This window comes from Streptomyces sp. NPDC001070, from assembly GCF_053598835.1.
Genome location: NZ_JBSFLB010000018.1, coordinates 56,460 through 73,585, shown reverse-complemented (window position 1 = coordinate 73,585; position 17,126 = coordinate 56,460). Strand labels below are relative to the sequence as shown.

Annotated in this window: 17 protein-coding genes and 3 pseudogenes; 7 read left to right on the top strand and 13 right to left on the bottom strand. The window is 73.6% G+C overall.

Features of this window, described 5'->3' with window-relative positions; translation table 11 throughout:
- The first annotated feature begins 74 nt into the window (after positions 1-74).
- Entirely contained in the window at positions 75-2,225 is a 2,151-nt protein-coding gene (locus ACWDAS_RS22430; RefSeq protein ID WP_450393612.1) for a SpoIIE family protein phosphatase, read from the top strand.
- A gap of 18 nt (positions 2,226-2,243) precedes the next feature.
- Positions 2,244-2,354, top strand: a pseudogene (locus tag ACWDAS_RS22425) (DUF1348 family protein); the annotation flags it as partial.
- A gap of 34 nt (positions 2,355-2,388) precedes the next feature.
- On the opposite strand, the gene ykgO reads toward ACWDAS_RS22425, so the two are convergent.
- Positions 2,389-2,511, bottom strand: a complete 123-nt coding sequence (ykgO, locus tag ACWDAS_RS22420) for a type B 50S ribosomal protein L36 (RefSeq protein WP_319140616.1) — start codon at positions 2,509-2,511, stop codon at positions 2,389-2,391.
- 131 nt (positions 2,512-2,642) lie between these two features.
- Between ykgO and ACWDAS_RS22415 the strand changes: the two genes are divergently transcribed.
- Positions 2,643-3,149 (top strand): DUF1003 domain-containing protein, encoded by a 507-nt coding sequence (locus tag ACWDAS_RS22415; RefSeq protein WP_450393609.1) that lies wholly within the window; start codon positions 2,643-2,645, stop codon positions 3,147-3,149.
- Here ACWDAS_RS22415 and ACWDAS_RS22410 read toward each other — a convergent pair whose 3' ends face one another.
- A complete protein-coding gene (locus ACWDAS_RS22410; RefSeq protein ID WP_450393606.1) occupies positions 3,150-3,419 on the bottom strand; it encodes a hypothetical protein in 270 nt (89 codons plus the stop codon).
- 26 nt (positions 3,420-3,445) lie between these two features.
- A complete protein-coding gene (locus ACWDAS_RS22405; protein WP_450393603.1) occupies positions 3,446-3,637 on the bottom strand; it encodes a hypothetical protein in 192 nt (63 codons plus the stop codon).
- Between the two features lie 203 nt (positions 3,638-3,840).
- Between ACWDAS_RS22405 and ACWDAS_RS22400 the strand changes: the two genes are divergently transcribed.
- Positions 3,841-5,607 carry an ABC transporter ATP-binding protein gene (locus ACWDAS_RS22400; protein WP_450393600.1) on the top strand — a complete coding sequence of 589 codons (1,767 nt, stop codon included), beginning with the start codon at positions 3,841-3,843 and terminating at the stop codon, positions 5,605-5,607.
- 87 nt (positions 5,608-5,694) lie between these two features.
- Here the strand turns inward: ACWDAS_RS22400 and ACWDAS_RS22395 are convergent, their stop codons facing one another.
- Complete coding sequence (locus ACWDAS_RS22395) at positions 5,695-5,931, bottom strand: hypothetical protein (RefSeq protein WP_450393598.1); 237 nt, start codon at positions 5,929-5,931, stop codon at positions 5,695-5,697.
- Positions 5,932-6,225: 294 nt separating this feature from the next.
- Between ACWDAS_RS22395 and ACWDAS_RS22390 the strand changes: the two genes are divergently transcribed.
- Together ACWDAS_RS22390 and ACWDAS_RS22385 are read left to right on the top strand one after the other, a co-directional pair.
- Positions 6,226-7,425, top strand: a complete 1,200-nt coding sequence (locus tag ACWDAS_RS22390) for a PP2C family protein-serine/threonine phosphatase (RefSeq protein ID WP_450393595.1) — start codon at positions 6,226-6,228, stop codon at positions 7,423-7,425.
- 372 nt (positions 7,426-7,797) lie between these two features.
- Positions 7,798-7,956, top strand: coding sequence for a hypothetical protein (locus ACWDAS_RS22385; RefSeq protein ID WP_450393593.1), 159 nt, complete (start codon positions 7,798-7,800; stop codon positions 7,954-7,956).
- Here ACWDAS_RS22385 and ACWDAS_RS22380 read toward each other — a convergent pair.
- The 3 genes from ACWDAS_RS22380 to ACWDAS_RS22370 all read right to left on the bottom strand — a co-directional run bounded on the left by ACWDAS_RS22380 (position 7,940) and on the right by ACWDAS_RS22370 (position 9,347).
- Positions 7,940-8,536 (bottom strand): DUF5990 family protein, encoded by a 597-nt coding sequence (locus ACWDAS_RS22380; RefSeq protein ID WP_450393591.1) that lies wholly within the window; start codon positions 8,534-8,536, stop codon positions 7,940-7,942. The genes ACWDAS_RS22385 and ACWDAS_RS22380 overlap by 17 nt on opposite strands.
- Positions 8,537-8,538: 2 nt before the next feature.
- A complete protein-coding gene (locus ACWDAS_RS22375) occupies positions 8,539-8,910 on the bottom strand; it encodes an ASCH domain-containing protein (protein WP_450393588.1) in 372 nt (123 codons plus the stop codon).
- Positions 8,911-9,044: 134 nt separating this feature from the next.
- Positions 9,045-9,347, bottom strand: a complete 303-nt coding sequence (locus ACWDAS_RS22370) for a PfkB family carbohydrate kinase (protein WP_450393586.1) — start codon at positions 9,345-9,347, stop codon at positions 9,045-9,047.
- On the opposite strand from ACWDAS_RS22370, the pseudogene ACWDAS_RS22365 reads away from it, so the two are divergent.
- Positions 9,333-9,932: pseudogene (locus ACWDAS_RS22365) on the top strand (RNA-guided endonuclease TnpB family protein); the annotation flags it as partial. The gene ACWDAS_RS22370 and the pseudogene ACWDAS_RS22365 sit on opposite strands and share 15 nt — an antisense overlap.
- 13 nt (positions 9,933-9,945) lie before the next feature.
- Here ACWDAS_RS22365 and ACWDAS_RS22360 read toward each other — a convergent pair.
- The 6 genes and pseudogenes from ACWDAS_RS22360 to ACWDAS_RS22335 form a co-directional block, all read right to left on the bottom strand.
- Positions 9,946-10,919: pseudogene (locus ACWDAS_RS22360) on the bottom strand (carbohydrate ABC transporter permease).
- 274 nt (positions 10,920-11,193) lie between these two features.
- Positions 11,194-12,438 (bottom strand): vWA domain-containing protein, encoded by a 1,245-nt coding sequence (locus ACWDAS_RS22355; RefSeq protein ID WP_450393583.1) that lies wholly within the window; start codon positions 12,436-12,438, stop codon positions 11,194-11,196.
- A complete protein-coding gene (locus tag ACWDAS_RS22350) occupies positions 12,428-13,330 on the bottom strand; it encodes an AAA family ATPase (RefSeq protein WP_450393581.1) in 903 nt (300 codons plus the stop codon). The genes ACWDAS_RS22355 and ACWDAS_RS22350 overlap by 11 nt, the downstream gene beginning before the upstream one ends.
- On the bottom strand, positions 13,327-14,262 hold the full coding sequence (locus ACWDAS_RS22345; protein WP_450393576.1) for an XdhC family protein: 936 nt from the start codon (positions 14,260-14,262) through the stop codon (positions 13,327-13,329). The genes ACWDAS_RS22350 and ACWDAS_RS22345 overlap by 4 nt, the downstream gene beginning before the upstream one ends.
- On the bottom strand, positions 14,259-16,637 hold the full coding sequence (locus ACWDAS_RS22340) for an aerobic carbon-monoxide dehydrogenase large subunit (protein ID WP_450393574.1): 2,379 nt from the start codon (positions 16,635-16,637) through the stop codon (positions 14,259-14,261). Before ACWDAS_RS22340 ends, ACWDAS_RS22345 begins: the two co-directional genes overlap by 4 nt.
- On the bottom strand, positions 16,634-17,125 hold the full coding sequence (locus ACWDAS_RS22335; RefSeq protein WP_450393572.1) for a (2Fe-2S)-binding protein: 492 nt from the start codon (positions 17,123-17,125) through the stop codon (positions 16,634-16,636). The genes ACWDAS_RS22340 and ACWDAS_RS22335 overlap by 4 nt, the downstream gene beginning before the upstream one ends.
- Position 17,126 lies beyond the last annotated feature (1 nt).

The following is a 17,126-nucleotide window of genomic DNA, read 5'->3' as shown; positions in this document are numbered from 1 at the left end:
GCCGCACGCCTCCCGCATGCGCGGCCCGCCGCCTGGATGCAGGCTGGACGGGAAGAGGCGAGGAGGTGATTCCCGTGCCGGACGGGTCCCCTCCCCGGCCGCCCGACCCCGGCGACGGGCCGAGGGCGGGCGAAGGCCTGCTGGCACCGGCGCTGTTCGCGATGATGGACGGCGTGCGGGCGCACGCAGGCGGGATCTACCTCCTCGCCCCCGGCGAGCCGGTGCTGGAGATGGCCGTGATGGCCGGGCTGCCACGTGCTTTCGCCGCGCCGTGGGAGCGGGTGGGGCTGGGTGCCCCGATCCCCGTGGCGGAGGCGCTGCGCGAGCGCCGGCTGGTCTGGGTCGGCGGCGAGGAGGAGATGGCCCGCCGGTATCCGCGGATCGCGCTCGTCCTGCCGTATCCGTTCACCCTCGCCGCGCTGCCGGTCGCGACCGCCGGCACGGCGTACGGCTCGGTGTTCGTCACGTGGCCGGGCGCCCATCCGCCGGAGCTGGCCGACTGGGAACGCGAGCGCCTGGTCGCCGCCTGCGACCGGCTGGCCCGGGGGCTGGAGGAGGCGGCCGAGGCGGGCCGGCCGGTCCGGCGCGAGCCACAGGTCGTCATGGGGGCCCCGGTGACCGGGGTGTCCTCGGCGGTCGAGGCGGTGCGCATGGTGGGCCGGCTGCCGGACGGGCTGTGCTCCCTCGACCTCGACGGCCGGGTCACCTACGCCAACGGGGCGGCGTCCCGCCGGCTGGGCGTACCGGTGCGCAAGCTGCTCGGGCAGCCGCTGTGGCGGACGCTGCCCTGGCTCGACGACCCGGTGCACCAGGAGCGGCACCGCGCGGCGCTGATCAGTCGGCAGCCCACCTCGTTCACCGCGCTGCGCCCACCGGGCGACTGGCTCACCTTCCAGCTCCATCCCAGCAGCAACGGCGTCAGCGTGCGCATCGCGCCCGCCTGCGCCCCGGTGGCGCAGGCGCCGGTGGTGCCCGGCGGTGCGCGCGGTGCGACGCAGCCCGCGGTCGGACTGGTGACCATCTCCCACCTCGTGAACCTGTCCGGGGCACTCACGGAGGCCGTCAGCGTGCAGGACGTGATCGACCTGGTCGCCGAGGAGATCATGCCCGCGGTCGGCAGCCGGGTGGTGGCCGTGGTCGCCCCGGAGGCCGGGAGGATGCGCGTGCTCGGCCACCGGGGATGCCGGGACCCGTCCGTCGTCGACCGTTACGACGGCATGTCGATGTCCGTGCCGGCACCGGCCACGCAGGTGCTGGCCAGCGGTGCGCCGGCGTTCCTGGAGTCCGAGCAGGAGATGCGGGAGCGCTTCCCCGACCGTCCGCCGGTCGCCGACGGCATGGCGGCGTGGGCCTACCTCCCGCTGATCGCCTCCGGCCGTTCCGTGGGCACCTGCGTGCTGGGGTATCCCGAACCGCACTGCTTCGGGGCCGACGAGCGGGCCCTGCTGACCAGCCTCGGCGGCCTGATCGCCCAGGCGCTGGAGCGGGCGCGGCTCTACGACGCCAAGCACCGGCTGGCCCACGGACTGCAGGCGGCCCTGCTCCCGCGGAATCTGCCGGCGCTGCCCGGCCTGGAGGCGGCCGCGCGCTACCTCGCGGGCACCGAGGGCATGGACATCGGCGGCGACTTCTACGATCTCCTGCGCGTGGGGGACCGGGCGGCCGCCGTGATCGGCGACGTCCAGGGGCACAACGTCACCGCCGCCGGGTTGATGGGCCAGGTGCGCACGGCGGTGCGGGCGTACAGCGCGGTCGGGAAGTCCCCGGGCCAGGTCCTGGAGCGCACCAACCGGCTGCTGGTCGACCTCGACGTCGATCTGCTCGTCAGCTGCGTCTACCTGCACCTCGACCGTGCCGGGCAGCGCGCGCTCGCGGCCGGTGCCGGGCACCCGCATCCCCTGCTGAGGGAACCGGGGGGCCGGGTGCGGGCGCTCGACCTCGCACAGGGGCCGCTGCTGGGGATCGACGCCGACGTGGTCTACCCCACCGTCGAGTTCCCGTTCCCACCGGGCTCGCTGCTCCTGCTCTACACCGACGGCCTGGTCGAGTCCCCGGGGACGGACATCGACGCCGAACTGGCCGACCTGGCGGACTACCTCGCCGTTGCCGGCGACCTGCCGCTGGACCGGGTCGCGGACGGCGTGCTGGCCCACACGGGGGAGCGCCGGCGGCGTACCGACGACATCGCGCTGCTTCTGCTGCGCGGCCTCACGCCGTCCCGCTGACCGGGCGACCGGGTCCGTGCGTACGGCGACGAGAACTGGGAGTCCGACGAGAACGGCCTGATGCGCAGGCGCCACGCCGGCATCAACGACCCCGCCATCGGCGCGGACGAGCGCCGCATCGCCGTCTGAGGACGGCTCGCGGCGCTCGCTCCGGTCGGCGGGTTCAGCCCTGGCGGGCCTTGAAGCGCGGGTCCCTCTTGTTGATCACGTAGACGCGGCCGCGGCGGCGGACGATCTGCGAGCCGGGTGTGTTCTTGAGGGAACGCAGCGAGGCACGAACCTTCACCGGTCGCCTCCTTTCGGGGATGGTCCTTGATCCGCGCATGCCAACGCAGGGGGCGGGCTGTTTCTTCCCGGTGGCGTCGCTCCCGCCTGCCCGGTCCCATGCGCGCGGAGCACCGGGGGCAGGATGTGGCCATGAGTTCCCACCGCGACGGCTCCGCCGTCCCCTCGCTGCCGCACCCCGTCGTCCGCCTGCCGCACGAGCGGGTCGTCTTCGCCCGCGGGCGCGGCGCCCAGGACCGGGTCGCGGACGCGATCACCGCCTTCGCCGGCTCGATGACCTTCGTCTACGTGCACATCGTCTGGTTCGCGGTATGGATCCTGCTGAACGAGGGGCTGGCCGGGCACGGCGCGGTCTTCGACCCGTACCCCTTCGGGCTGCTCACCATGATCGTCAGCCTGGAGGCGATCTTCCTCTCCACCTTCGTCATGGTCAGCCAGAACCGGCAGGCCGCCCGGGACAACATCCGGGCCGACCTCGCCTTCGAGACGAACGTGCGCTCCGAGGTCTGGTCGGCGCACATAGGGCGGGCCCTCGGCCTCGACCCCGAGGAGGTCGAGCGGAACGTCCAGCAGCTCATCGCGCAGAGCCGCGCCCGCATGGAGGACCGGGCCCCGGCGGCGGAGCCTCCGGCCTCGTGATCACTCCTCCTCCGGGTCCGTGCCGCCCATGGGGCCGGGGCCGGTGAAGTCCGGACCGGAGTAGGCGGGGGACTGGAAGCCCGGCCCCTCGGTGACGGCGGACTCGGGTTCCGGCACCTCGTACTCCGGGATCTCCGGGGGCGGTGGCACCAGCCCGCCCTCCCCGGAACCCGCGCCGTCGACGTCGGCGGACGTGGAGAACCCCGGACCGGAGAAGCCCGGACGGTGCTCCGCGACGCCCCCGGACATGTCGTCCCGATGCTCGGTCATGCGTCCTCCCCTTCCCGCGAGGCGGCTCAGCGCCTGCGCCTGCGGTACCCCGACCAGCGGGCGCCCGCACCCGAGCCGACCCCGCCGAGGTGCGCGGCGAGCAGCGCGAGCCCGATCAGCAGCAGGCTCGTCGGGGTGAAGACGTCCTCGGTCGCCGTACCCGTGGCGTTGATGACGAACGCGATCGCGAAGACGACGGCCGCGACTATGGCCAGCATCGGCCCTCCCAGTGGTCCGGGGGCGCGTTCTCGCGCCCTTTCCCCACCCGTCTGCCCCCGGACCGCGTCCTGAGTCGGCCGGGACCGGTCAGGGGCCCCGGCGGCGCCCGTGGGAGCGCTCACAGCCTAGGATTCGGCGATGACCGGACGATGAGCCAGTGCCGTCTCATCACCCCGCGCCCTCGTGCACCCGGAGTCCCCGCATGGCGTCGCCGCACGGCCCGCTCGACCACCGCTACCGCGGTGAACACCCCATCCGCACCCTCGCCTACCTCTTCCGCCACGACCGCGGCCGACTGGCCCTGGCCGTCCTGGCGTTCATGGTCAAGCACACCCCGGTCTGGCTGACCCCGCTGGTCACCGCGCAGGTCATCGACGTCATCGTCCAGCACAAGCCGCTGTCCGGCATGCTGCTCGGCACGGGGGTGCTGCTGCTGATGCTCGTCCTCAACTACCCGTTCCACCTGCTCTACGTGCGGTGCTGGTACGGCAGCGCACGCCGCACCGGCACGCGGCTGCGCTCCGCGCTGTGCCAGCGCATGCAGCAGCTCTCCATCGGGTACCACACGAAGGTCAACTCCGCCGTCCTGCAGACCAAGGTCATCCGGGACGTGGAGGCCATCGAGCAGGCGGTCCAGCAGACCGGCGACATGGGCCTGTCGGCGCTCGCCACGCTGATCGGCGCGCTGGCGGTGATCGCCGTGCAGGCACCCTCCTTCCTCCCGGTCTTCCTGGTGGTGGTGCCCGCGACGTCCGCGCTCGTGATGTGGCTGCGCGGCCGGCTGCGCGAGTCCAACGAGTCGTTCCGCCAGGAGGTGGAGCAACTCTCCACCCGCGTCACCGAGATGACGACCCTCATCCCCATCACCCGGGCCCACGGACTGGAGTCCACCGCGCTGCGCCGCGTCGACGGCACGCTCAGCCAGGTCCTCACCGCAGGGCTGCGCCTGGACCGGCTCAACGGACGCTTCGGCTCGCTCGCCTGGATCGTCCTCAACGTCCTGGGCGCTGGCTGCCTTCTCGGCTCTGCCCTGGCGGCGTACTACGGCTGGCTCGGCGTCACCCCGGGCGACGTCGTCCTGCTCACCACGTACTTCTCCGCTCTCACCGCCGCCGTGACCACGCTGCTCAGCCTCACCCCGGTGGTGAGCAAGGGACTGGAGTCGGTGCGCTCGGTCGGCGAGGTGCTGCAGGCGCCCGACCTCGAGCAGAACGCGGGCAAGACCGAGGTGGCCGCCGTCCGCGGGCGGGTGGACTTCCAGGGGGTCGGCTTCACCTACGACGATGCCGCGGACCACTCGGTGCGCGACTTCACCCTCTCCGTGCGCCCCGGGGAGACCATCGCGCTGGTGGGTACCTCCGGCGCCGGCAAGTCGACCGTCCTCAACCTCGTCATCGGCTTCCTGCGCCCGACCGAGGGCCGGATCCTGCTGGACGGGGCGGACATGGAGAGCCTGGACCTGCGCAGCTACCGCCGTTTCGTCTCGGTCGTGCCCCAGGAGTCCATCCTCTTCGAGGGCACCATCCTGGAGAACGTCGCCTACGGCATGCCGGGCGTCCCGGAGGAGGCCGTACGGGAGGCGCTGCGGGCCGCCAACGCCCTGGAGTTCGTCGAGCGGCTGCCGGCCGGCCTCGGCACGGTCGTCGGGGAGCGCGGCGCCCGTCTGTCCGGCGGGCAGAAGCAGCGTCTGGCCATCGCCCGCGCGCTGATCCGCGACCCCCGCGTGCTCGTCCTGGACGAGGCGACATCCGCCCTCGACTCCCGGTCCGAGGCCCTCGTCCAGCAGGCGCTGGAGCGCCTGGTGCGCAACCGCACCGTCTTCGTGGTGGCCCACCGGCTGTCCACCATCCGCAACGCCGACCGCATCGTGGTCATGGACGGCGGAAGGATCATGGAAGTCGGCTCGCACGAACAACTGCTGCGCGCCGGAGGTCCGTACGCCGCGCTGCGCAGTGCGCAGACCGCCTGACACGCCGGCACACGCGCCCGGGGCCCGGGGCGCCCCCGCTGTCGCGGATGGGCGCCCCGGGCCCCGGTCGTTCCGGTCGGGCCGCGGTCAGCGGCGGTGGTTGTTCTTGAAGAAGTGGTGCTGCATGCGGTGGTGGCGGTGACCGTGCCAGCGGTGGTGGTGACGCTTGTGGTGGCGGCCGTGGTGACCGCGGCCGTGGTCGTCGTGCGTGGCGTGCGTGCCGTGGGTGCGGACGGTCTCCGGCGTGACGGCGCCGGCACTCGCCGCACCGCCCAGGACGACGGCCACGGCCACACCGACCGCGGTCACAAAACGTGGAACCATGGATGACTCCTGTCTCCGCGGGTGCCGGGGCCCCCGTACGGGTGGGTCACGAGAAGCGTCGATCCTCGGCGTGCCCGTTAAGGTGCGGCTCGCCCGTATTGGCACTCGATTTGCTTGAATGTGACGATTCGTGGAACCGGCGCGGGTAGGCAATCCGAGAACCTGTGAAGCCCCTGTGTGTGCCCGCCGCAGTGTGAAGCCGCAGTTCAGGGCCGGTGGGTGTTTCGGTCCCGGCCCCCGGGGCAGGTGCCCCACGTCCCGGCCCCGCGACCGGGGACGGCACGGCGACAGGCGATGGTGACGGTGGACGACACCGGCTTCGGCACCCTGCTGAGCGGGCTCCTGCAGCGCTCGCACGAGGTCGCCCCGGAGGAATGGGGCGCCACCCTCGCGCGTGCCGGGCACCAGGTGGGCCTCGACGACGTCGCGGTCCTGCTCGCCGACGTCCAGCAGGAACGCCTCGTCCCCCTGCCCGGCGACCCGGCGTCCCGCAGCCGCCACCCCGTGGCCATCGACGGCACGCCCGCGGGCGCCGCCTACCGGACGATCTCGCTGCGCCTGAGCGAGCGGGACAACCGGATCACCATGTGGCTGCCCCTCGTCGACGGCGTGGAGCGCATCGGCGTCCTGGAGGTCACCGCCCACCGGATCGACCCGGAGCTGCTCTCCCGCTGCCGTGCCCTCGCCGACGTCACGACCCTGACGATCGTGTCGAAGACGGGGTTCAGCGACGACATGCTGCAGCTCGTCCGCCGCCGCCCGATGAGCGCCGCGGCCGAGCTCGTGTGGGCCTTCCTGCCGCCGCGCACGCTCGGCACCAGCGAGGTGACCTCCAGCGCCGTGCTGGAGCCGGCGTACGAGATCGGCGGCGACGCCTTCGACCACAGCCTCCAGGACGACCACCTGCACCTGGCCGTGGTCGATGCGATGGGCCACGACCTCGCCTCGGGGCTCGCGGCGGCCGTCGTGCTGGCCGGCTGCCGGGCCGCCCGGCGCGGCGGGGCGGACCTGGGCGAGCTCGTCAGGACCGTGGACGAGACCCTCGCCGAGTGGATCCCGGACCGGCTCGCGACGGCGATCTTCGCCGACCTCGACGTCCGCACCGGTCAGCTGGACTGGGCGAACTGCGGCCACCCCGTGCCCCGGCTGATCCGCGCCCGGCACGTCGTCCCCGGCGCCATGGACCGGAGGGCGGACCTGCCCCTCGGCCTGGGCGCCGAGTACTCCGGCGAACCGCGCTCCGTGCACACCGCGCGGCTGGAGCCCGGGGACCGCATCCTCATGCACACCGACGGGGTGACCGAGTCCCGCGCCGAGGGCGGCGACGAGTTCGGCGAGCGGCGCCTGACCGAGTACGTCGGGCACGCCACCGCCCTCGGCGACCCCGCCCCGGAGGTCCTGCGCCGGCTCGTCCACGCCATCCTGGCCCACCGGCACGGCCGCCTCGAGGACGACGCCACGATCGTGCTCGCCGAATGGCATCCCACGCGCTGACCACCGCGCGCACCCGGCCCGGTTTCCCCAGCGGAGTTCCGGGCACGCGCACGATGACGCGTGCGGGCCCGCACCCGCCCGGGATCCGGGCCCTCGCCCGGGGCCCGTCTCCTCGCCCCGGCGCGGCCCCGCCGTCCGGGTCGTCCCGGGAGACCGCTCCCGTCATGGCAGTGCCGCCGCGCCCGCTCGCGCGCCGCCGACGGCCTCCTCCTCACCGCCGCCGACGCGGCGGATGCGGCCTGCCGCGCAGCACGGCCGGCCGGGAAGGCACGCATGGGCGGGGAGGGCATGCCCTGATTCGGAACGTTATGCCGTGTAAGTCACGTTCGAATGGGTATGCGGTTTCGAGTAGACCTGAGGAGGCGCCCAGTCGTGGACACGCGCAACGGCCACCCGACCAGCACCCGGATCCCCCGCGACCAGCAGATACGGACGTGCCGACCTGCTGTCGTGAAGGAGGGCCGTGGCAATCCGCCGCAGCGGGAACCCGAAAGCGGCAAGGAATGGAACATCGTCAGGGGAGATGACTGAGGGGGCCGGGCCCCCCGGAGGTAGCGGTACCACCGCCCGGTGCCGGCGGGAAGACGGAAGCGGCTGTGCCGGCCGCGCGCGCCCACCGGCCGGGCGGTGTGTCCTCGTCCCCGGATCCGCAGGCGCGTACCGGCCGGGCCGTCCGCCGACCAGATGACGTGATGACGACCGGCGGCCGGACGGCGGCGCACAGCGGGCCGCCGCCGTCGTCGGTGAGGCCGAGGCGGCCGGTGAGCAGGCCGGAGCGGGCCGCGGCAGCGAGGGTCGCGGGGTCGACGGCGTCGAGCATCAGCTTGGCGCGGCGGGACATCGTGAAGGCGCCGGGCGCGTCCACGGTCCCCCAGGACGGGTGGACGAAGCGGGCGCCGGGGCCGCCCTGGACGTACGGTCCCGTGAGGTCTCGTCCGGCCGGTGTGGTCCTGGTCGCGCGGTCGAGGGTCCACGTCGCGGCCGGCGCGTCGCCGGGCCGGGGGTCCGGCAGTTCCGCGGGGCGGGCTCGGCGCTGCACGGCGACGTGGGCGCCGACGCGGTCGCCGAAGACGCGGCCCGGCAGATCGCGGGCCTCGATGCGCAGCAGCACGGTCAGCCGTCCGCCGGCACGAGGCGGAAGGCCAGGCACACCACGGGCGTCCCGTCGCCGACGGGGGTGCCCGCGCGCTCCCAGAAACGCCGGTGCCCGGCCCGCCAGTCGTCGAGGGAGGCGTCGCCCTCGCCCTCGGCGGCGGCGTGCTCCCACGTCACGTCCGCGAAGGACGTCACCTCCACGCCCGTGATCTCGATGACGCCGACGCAGTGGCTCTCCCGGTCCAGCAGGGCCAGCCGCTCGCCGACGAACTCCAGACCCTCGGTCTCCTCGACGTACTCGGACAGCAATCCCGTCGTGGCGGTCTTCTTGCCCGCCAGGACCAGGGAGTTCAGCTCGTCCCGCAGCGCGTCGGGCGTGCCGAGCTCCATGGAGCGCATTCCGTCGACCCGCGGCCACATCGTCGTATCGCCCCTCGGTGCGTGGGTGTCCTTTCGGCGGGATCATCACACGGCGGGCGCCACCTCCGCCAGGAACGGCGGGTCCGCGCCCGCCCGTCCGCAGGTCAGAGCCGCGACGCGCGCGGCGAGGTCCAGGGCGGCGGCCACCGCGGACGCAGGTGACCGCCGTGCGCGGCGGCGCGCAGCCGCTCCCGGGCCGCCGCCCCGCCGAGCAGGCCCGCGGACAGGAGACCCGCGAGCAGGCCAGCCATGAAGGCGTCACCGGCGCCGATGGTGTCGGTGACGCGCACCGGATGCGCGGGGACGGAGTGCCGCCCGCCCGGGGCCCAGTGGGCCACGGCGCCCGCTGCGCCCCGGGTGAGGACGACCAGGGAGGGGCCGCCACGCGCCCAGCCAACCCCCGCCATGAGCGCCGCGACCGCGCCCGGCTGGCCCGCGTGCAGCGGGAGCTGTCCCGCAAGGCGAAGGGTTCCAGCAACCGGGCCAAGGCGCGGGTGAAGGTGGCCCGCGTGCACGCCCGGATCGCCGACCGGCGCCGGGACTTCCTGCACAAGCTGTCGACTCGTCTCGTCCGTGAGAACCAAACAGTCGTGATCGAGGACCTGACCGTCCGCAATCTGCTGAAGAACGGCAAGCTCGCGCGCGCCATCTCCGATGCGGCATGGACGGACCTGCGCTTCATGCTGGAGTACAAGTGTGCCTGGTACGGGCGCGAACTCGTCGTGATCGACCGCTGGTTCCCCAGTAGCAAGCCGTGCGGGACCTGCGGCACGGTCGCGGCGAAGCTGCCGCTGAACGTCCGCGAGTGGAGGTGTGACTGCGGCGCCGTGCATGACCGCGACGTGAACGCGGCACGCAACATCCTGGCCGCCGGGCTGGCGGCATCTGCCTGTGGAGACGGTGTAAGACCTCAACGGGAGTCCTCCCGGACGGGGCGGTCGTCGGCGAAGCAGGAACCCCAGCGGGCGACCGCTGGAATCCCCCGCCATTAGGTGGGGGAGGAAGTCAAGAGGACTCCTCCTTCAGCAGCGTCGACACCAGGCGCAGTGCGAGGGTGGCGACGACGATGGTCCCGGCGACCACGACCACGCCGGCCGCCGAGGCACGGCCGTAGTCGTGTGCCTTGTAGAAGGACTCGTAGATCGTGTAGGGCAGATTGGCGGTGCCGAGGCCGCCCGAGGTGAGGGTGAAGACGGCGTCGAAGTTCTGCACGACGTAGATCGAGCCGAGCAGCGCGGCCAGTTCGAGGTAGCGGCGCAGATGCGGCAGTGTCAGATGGCGGAAGACCTGCCAGGCGTTCGCGCCGTCCACCCGGGCCGCCTCCACCGCCTCCGTGGAACGGCTCTGCAGCCCGGCGAGCAGGATCAGCATCATGAACGGCGTCCACTGCCACACGAGCGAGGCCGCGATCGCGCCGAGCGGCATCGAGGTGATCCAGTCCGGCTGCGGCGGGCTGTCGCTGCCGAAGAGCGACCACAGCCAGGTCAGCGCACCGTTGAACAGCCCGTACTCGGGGTTGTAGAGGGCGTGCTTCCATAACAGCGCGGAGGCGACCGGGACCAGCAGGAAGGGCGCGATCAGCAGGGTGCGGACCAGGCCGCGGCCCCGGAAGCGCCGGTCGAGGAGGAGGGCGAGCCCCAGCCCCAGCACGAGGCTGACCAGGACGACACCGCGGTCAGCCAGACGGTGGTCAGGACGGACGCGCGCAGGTCGGCGTCGCCGAACACGTCTGCGTAGTTGGCGAGTCCGGTGAAGCCGCGCCGGTCGGGGTAGAGGGCGTTCCAGTCCATGAGGGAGATCACCAGCGTGGCCACGAAGGGCAGCTGGGTGATGATCACCATGAACACCAGGGCCGGCATGAGGGGCGCGCGCCGGGCCCAGGCGGCGGCCCGGTCCAGGCCCGCGGGCCGGACGGGTACCGGCCGGACCGGTGTCCGGCTACGCACCTTCCCGGAGAAGGTGCTGGACGTACCGGTCATGGCCGAATCACCCGTTCCGGACCGCAGTCCCGACGGCCGCCGTGCCTTCGCCGGGTGGGAGCGGCGCGTCCGCGCGGCCCTCGCGGGCGATGCGGAAGAACCCCTGCTGCGCGCCCTGGCGCACACCGTCGCCCGGCGGCCCGTGCTCCGCTGCTGCGCTGCACGGCGATGACGGCGGTCACGGTGCGGACCGTGTCCGGGGTCGCGGCTGGGGAGTACCGGGGCTGAATGCGGTGGGCGGCGGGACGGATCGGGGCCGGTGCCGGACGGGACGTCATTCCCGGTGGCGTCGCCCCCTTCCGGTCCCGCCGATCGCCTCCGCCACATCGGCGAGCGCGGCGAAGGTGTGGCCGCTGACGAAGTCGTCGCAATGGGGGAGCGCCGCCGCCATGCCGCCCGCGAGCGGGAGATAACCGGGCGCCGCCTTCCGCGGATTGACCCAGACGACGCGGTGGGCGAGCCGGCGCAGCCGGGCGGCCTCGCGTCCCACGGCACCCGGGTCCTCGCCCTCCCATCCGTCGGAGAAGATCACGACGACGGCGCCGCGCGCCATGCCCCTGCGGCCGAAGCGGTTGTTGAACTCGGCCAGCGCGTGCCCGATCCTGGTGCCGCCCGACCAGTCCGACGCGGTGGCCCCCGCCCGGCGCAGCGCGGCGTCCACCCCGTACCGCCCGGAGTGGCGGAGCACCGGGGTGAGCCGGGTCAGGCTGGTGGCGAAGACGAAGACCTCGGCCGCCACACCCACCGCGGCGGCCCGCGGGAAGAGCCTGAGGTAGGCGTGGGCGTACGGTTCCATCGACCCGGAGACGTCGCACAGCAGCACCAGCGGCCTGCGGCGCATCCGGTGGCGCGTCCGGGCCAGGCGCACGGGTTCGAGTCCCGTCGCGCGGATCGACCGCAGCGTGCGGCGCGGGTCCACCCGGGGGCCGTGCGGGTCGGCGTCGCGGCGCCGGGTCCTGCGCAGCGGGGTACGCAGCACGATCAGCTCCATCAGCCGGTCGAGGGAGGCCAGTTCGGCCGGTTCGAGGGCGGCGAAGTCCTTGTGGGCGACCGTCTCGGCCGTGCTGCCCAGCGTCGGCACCGTCCCCGGGGTCCCGTCCGCCTCCCCGGTTCGCGGGGCGGCCGCCACCCGTACCGCCGCCCCCGCAGGACTCGCTCCCGGTGCCGTGCGCGCCCCGGGGGACGGGGCGCGCGCCGCGTCCGGAACGGCGGGCGGCGGTGGTGCGGAAGCACGGTCGCCGCGCTCGGCGGCCCGGCCGCCGAGTCCGCCGAACACGCCCTCGAAGACCCGCTCGAAGGGCGCGATCAGCCCCCGGTCGGTGACGAATGCCAGCCGTGCCGCCCAGTACAGCGCCGCGCGGTCCACCGGGGGCACCAGCCGCAGCGACCGCAGGAACCACACCGTTCGCTCGGGAGCGACCGGCAGGCCCGCGTGCCGCAGCGCCTCGCCGAACCGGCCGCCGAACTCGGCCGTGTCGAACAGGGGGAGCGGCGGCCCGGCCGGCGGCTCAGACGTCACGTCCGCTGCCCACGAGCCAGTCCAGGCCCCGCTCCCGCACCAGCTCCTGGTCCTCCCGGTACTTCAGCAGCGTGCCCAGCGTCGCCCCGGCGGCCTCCGCGGCCAGCCGCCGTACGCCGAGCAGGGCCAGCGCCGCCAGCCAGTCGATGCTCTCGGCGATGCCCGGCGCCTTCTGGATCTCCAGGGTGCGCAGCCGCCCCACCGCCGCCGAGACCGCCTCCGCCAGGTCCCCGGACGTGCCGGGCACGCGGCGGCGGACGATCCGCACCAGGCGGTCGGGCTCGGGGTAGTCGATCCAGTGGTAGAGGCAGCGCCGCTTGAGGGCGTCGTGCAGATCCCGGGTCCGGTTGGAGGTGAGCACCACGACCGGCGGCACCACGGCCCGGATCGTCCCGATCTCCGGGACGGTGACGGCGGACTCCGCCAGCACCTCCAGCAGGAAGGCCTCGAAGTCGTCGTCGGCCCGGTCGATCTCGTCGATCAGCAGCACGGCGGGCTCCGGGCCCGGGTGGGTGAGCGCGGTCAGCACCGGACGCCGCAGCAGGTACTCCTCGGTGAACAGATCGGCCTCGGCGAGCCGTTCACCGCGCGACTCGGCCAGCCGGATGCCGAGCAGCTGGCGCGCGTGGTTCCACTCGTACAGCGCCTCCGCCGCGTCGAGGCCGTCGTAGCACTGCAACCGGACCAGCGGGCCGCCCAGCACGTCGGCCAGGGCCTTCGCAGCCTCCGTCTTGCCGACTCCGGCCTCGCCCTCCAGCAGCAGCGGCTGCGGCAGCCGCAGCGCCAGGAAGAGCGCCGTGACCAGCCCGGGGTCGGCGAGGTAGCCGCGTTCGTCGAGCGCCCCGCGCAGGGCGGCGGTGTCCGGGACCCGCTCCCGCGCGAACGCGCTCACGGCGCCTCCGCGCAGCGGCCGGGGCCGGCCTCGAAGGCCGTGCGGCAGCCCGCGCAGCAGAACCAGCGGCGCTCCCCTCCGGCGTCAGAGTGCGGGGTGCCGGGGACGGCGGCCACGGTCATCCCGCAGACCGGGTCCACCGCCGTGGGTGTGGCGGGCTCCGGCGCCGTGTCCTCCTCCCGGGTCCCGCCCCGTACCGAGGCGACCACTTCGGCGAGGATCGACAACGCGATCTCGCCCGGCGTACGGGCGCCGATCCACAGGCCCGCGGGCGTACGGATGCCCTCCCGCTGTTCCCGCGTCAGGTCCAGGGCGGCGACCACCGCCGTCCCGCGCCCGGGGCTCGCCACGAGCCCGACGTAGGGGACGCCCGCGCGCACCGCGGCCGTCAGCGCCGCCTCCTCGTCCCGCCCGTGCGAGGCCACCACGACCGCGCGGACACCGGTGAGGCACTCCTCGGTGAGCCCGGCGCCGGGCGGCGGCCCCTCGACCTCGTAGCCGAGGGCGGGACCGAAGCCCGCCAGCGCGCGGGCGATGGGCGTGTCGCCCAGCACCAGGACGTGCGGGACGGGGCGCCGGGGCTCCAGGAAGATCTCCAGCTCCCCGCCCGACAGACAGGGATTGCGCAGGCTGAGCGCCCCCTCGTCGGCCTCCGGCTCCCCGGAGGCACTGCCCCGCGCGGCCTCGGGCGAGATCCGCAGCAGCAGCGCCTCACCGCTCGCCAGGGTGCGCAGCGCCTGCGCGCGGACCGTGGCCTCCGCGCAGACGCCGCCGACGAAACCCTCGATCCGGCCGTCCTCCAGGACCACGGCGGTGTCGCCGGCGCGCGCGCTCGCCGGGCGGCGGGCGCGCACCACGGTCGCCCGGACGAACGGGACCCGGCGCGCGGTGAGTTCGGCGATCCGCGCGTCCAGCACCGGGGTGGGGCTCATTGCGGTGCCTCCACCTCGCCGTGCCGCATCGCCTGCCAGACCCGGCCCGGTGTGAGCGGCATGTCGGCGTGGCGTACGCCGATGGCGTCCAGTACCGCGTTGACCACGGCCGGGGGTGAACCGACGGTCGCGGACTCGCCGATGCCCTTGGCCCCGATCGGGTGGTGCGGGGACGGGGTGACCGTGTGGCCCAGCTCCCAGGCCGGCACCTCCAGGGCGGTCGGCAGCAGATAGTCCATGAAGGACCCCGACAGGCAGTTGCCGTCCTCGTCGAAGCCGATGAACTCCATCAGCGCCATGCCGACGCCGTCCGCCAGGCCGCCGTGCACCTGTCCCTCGATGATCATGGGGTTGATGCGTGTCCCGCAGTCGTCGACCGCGATGAAGCGCCGCACCTTCACCGCGCCCGTGCCCGGGTCCACGTCGACCACGCAGATGTACGCACCGAACGGATAGGTCAGATTGGGCGGGTTGTAGACGGTGGTCGCCTCCAGGTGGCCCTCGACGCCCTCGGGCAGCTCCAGCGCGCCGTGCGCGGCCAGGGCGATCTCCTGGATCGTCCGGGTCATCGCCGGGTCGCCCTTGACCGACCAGCGGCCCTTCGTCCACTCCAGGTCGTCCGGCGACACCTCCATCATCGCCCCGGCGATGATCCGCGCCTTGTCCCGCACCTTGCGGGCCACCAGCGCCGCGGCCGCGCCCGAGACCGGGGTGGATCGGGAGCCGTACGTGCCGAGGCCGAACGGCGTCTGGTCGGTGTCGCCGTGCACGACGTCGATGTCCTCGGGCGGGATGCCCAGTTCCTCGGCCACGATCTGCGCGAACGTCGTCTCGTGGCCCTGCCCCTGCGTCTGCACGCTCAGCCGCATTACGGCCTTGCCGGTGGGGTGGACGCGCAGCTCGCAGCCGTCGGCCATGCCCAGGCCCAGGATGTCCATGTGCTTGCGCGGGCCCGCGCCGACGGTCTCGGTGAAGAAGGACAGCCCGATGCCCATGAGCTCGCCGCGTTCGCGCCTCTTCGCCTGCTCGTGGCGGAGTTCCTCGTACCCGGCGAGGTCCATGGCCTTGCGCAGGCACGCCGGGTAGTCGCCGGAGTCGTACTCCCAGCCGGTCTTGTTCCGGTACGGGAACTGCTCCGGCCGCAGCAGATTGCGCATCCGCAACTCCGCCGGATCCGCGCCCAGTTCCGACGCCAGGCAGTCCACCATCCGCTCGATGAGGTACACGGCCTCGGTGACGCGGAAGGAGCAGGCGTAGGCGACACCGCCCGGTGCCTTGTTGGTGTAGACGCCGGTGACCTCGCAGTGCGCGGCCTCGATGTCGTACGAGCCGGTGAAGATGTGGAAGAAGCCCGCCGGGTACTTCGTTGGCTGCGCCGTGGAGTTGAAGGCACCGTGGTCGGCGAGGACCTTCACGCGCACACCCAGGATGCGGCCCTCGCGGGTCGCCGCGATCTGCCCCGTCATGTGGTAGTCGCGGGCGAAGGAGGTGCTCATCAGGTTCTCCGAGCGGTCCTCCACCCACTTGACCGGCTTGCCCGTGACGATCGAGCCGACGACCGCGCACACGTACCCGGGGTAGATGCCGACCTTGTTGCCGAAGCCGCCGCCGATGTCGGGGGAGATGACCCGGATCTTGTGCTCCGGCAGCCCGGCGACCATCGCGTACAGCGTGCGGTGCGCGTGCGGCGCCTGGGTGGTCGTCCAGAGCGTCAGCTTGCCGTCGACCGGGTCCATGGAGGCGACCGCGCCGCAGGTCTCCAGCGGCGCCGGGTGGACGCGCGGGTAGAGCATGGTCTGCTCGACGACGACGTCGGCGCGGGCGAACACCTCGTCCGTAGCCGTCCGGTCGCCGGCCTCCCAGTCGAAGATGTGGTTGTCGGTGCGGCCCTCCAGGTCGTCGCGGATGACCGGCGCGGCGGGGCCGAGGGCACGGCGGGCGTCGATGACGGGGTCGAGCGGCTCGTAGTCCACGTCGATGAGCTCGATGGCGTCGCGGGCCGCGTAGTGGTCCTCGGCGACGACGAAGGCCACCTCCTGCCCCTGGAAGCGCACCTTGTCGGTGGCCAGGACCGCCTGGGTGTCCATCGACAGCGTCGGCATCCACGCCAGCCCGAGCCCGGCCAGCGTCTCGCCGGTGATCACGGCCTTCACCTTCGGGTGCGCCTCGGCGGCGGAGGTGTCGACGGACACGATCCGGGCGTGCGCGAACGGGCTGCGCAGCACCGCGCCGTGCAGCATCCCGGGCAGCTTCACATCGTCCACGTAGCGGCCCTTGCCGCGCACGAAGCGCGGGTCCTCCTTGCGCTTCATCCGGCCGAAGCCGATCGGCCGCTCCTCGGCGGCGGGGACGGCGGGTTCCTCGACGGTGGTCATGCCTGGCTCCCCGCTTGCGCACGGCCGGCGGACTCGTTCGCGGCGGCCCACCGGATGGCCTTGACGATGTTGAGGTAGCCGGTGCACCGGCACAGCTGCCCCGAGATGGCCTCGCGGATCTCGTCCTCGGAAGGGTCGGGGTTGCGGTCGAGCAGCGCCCTGCCGCTGAGCATCATCCCGGGCGTGCAGAAGCCGCACTGCAGCCCGTGCTCCTCGATGAAGCCCTGCTGCACGGGGTCGAGCCGGTCGCCGTCCGCCAGTCCCTCGACGGTGCGGATCCCGTGGCCCTCGGCCATGGCGGCGAGGACCGTGCAGCTCTTGACCGGCTCGCCGTCCATCAGCACCACGCAGGTGCCGCAGTTGCTCGTGTCGCAGCCCCAGTGCGTCCCGGTGAGCTCCAGGTCGTCGCGGAGGAAACGGACCAGCAGATGGCGGGCCTCCACCTCCCGGGTGTGGTCCTCGCCGTTGACGTTCACGGTGATCCGCATG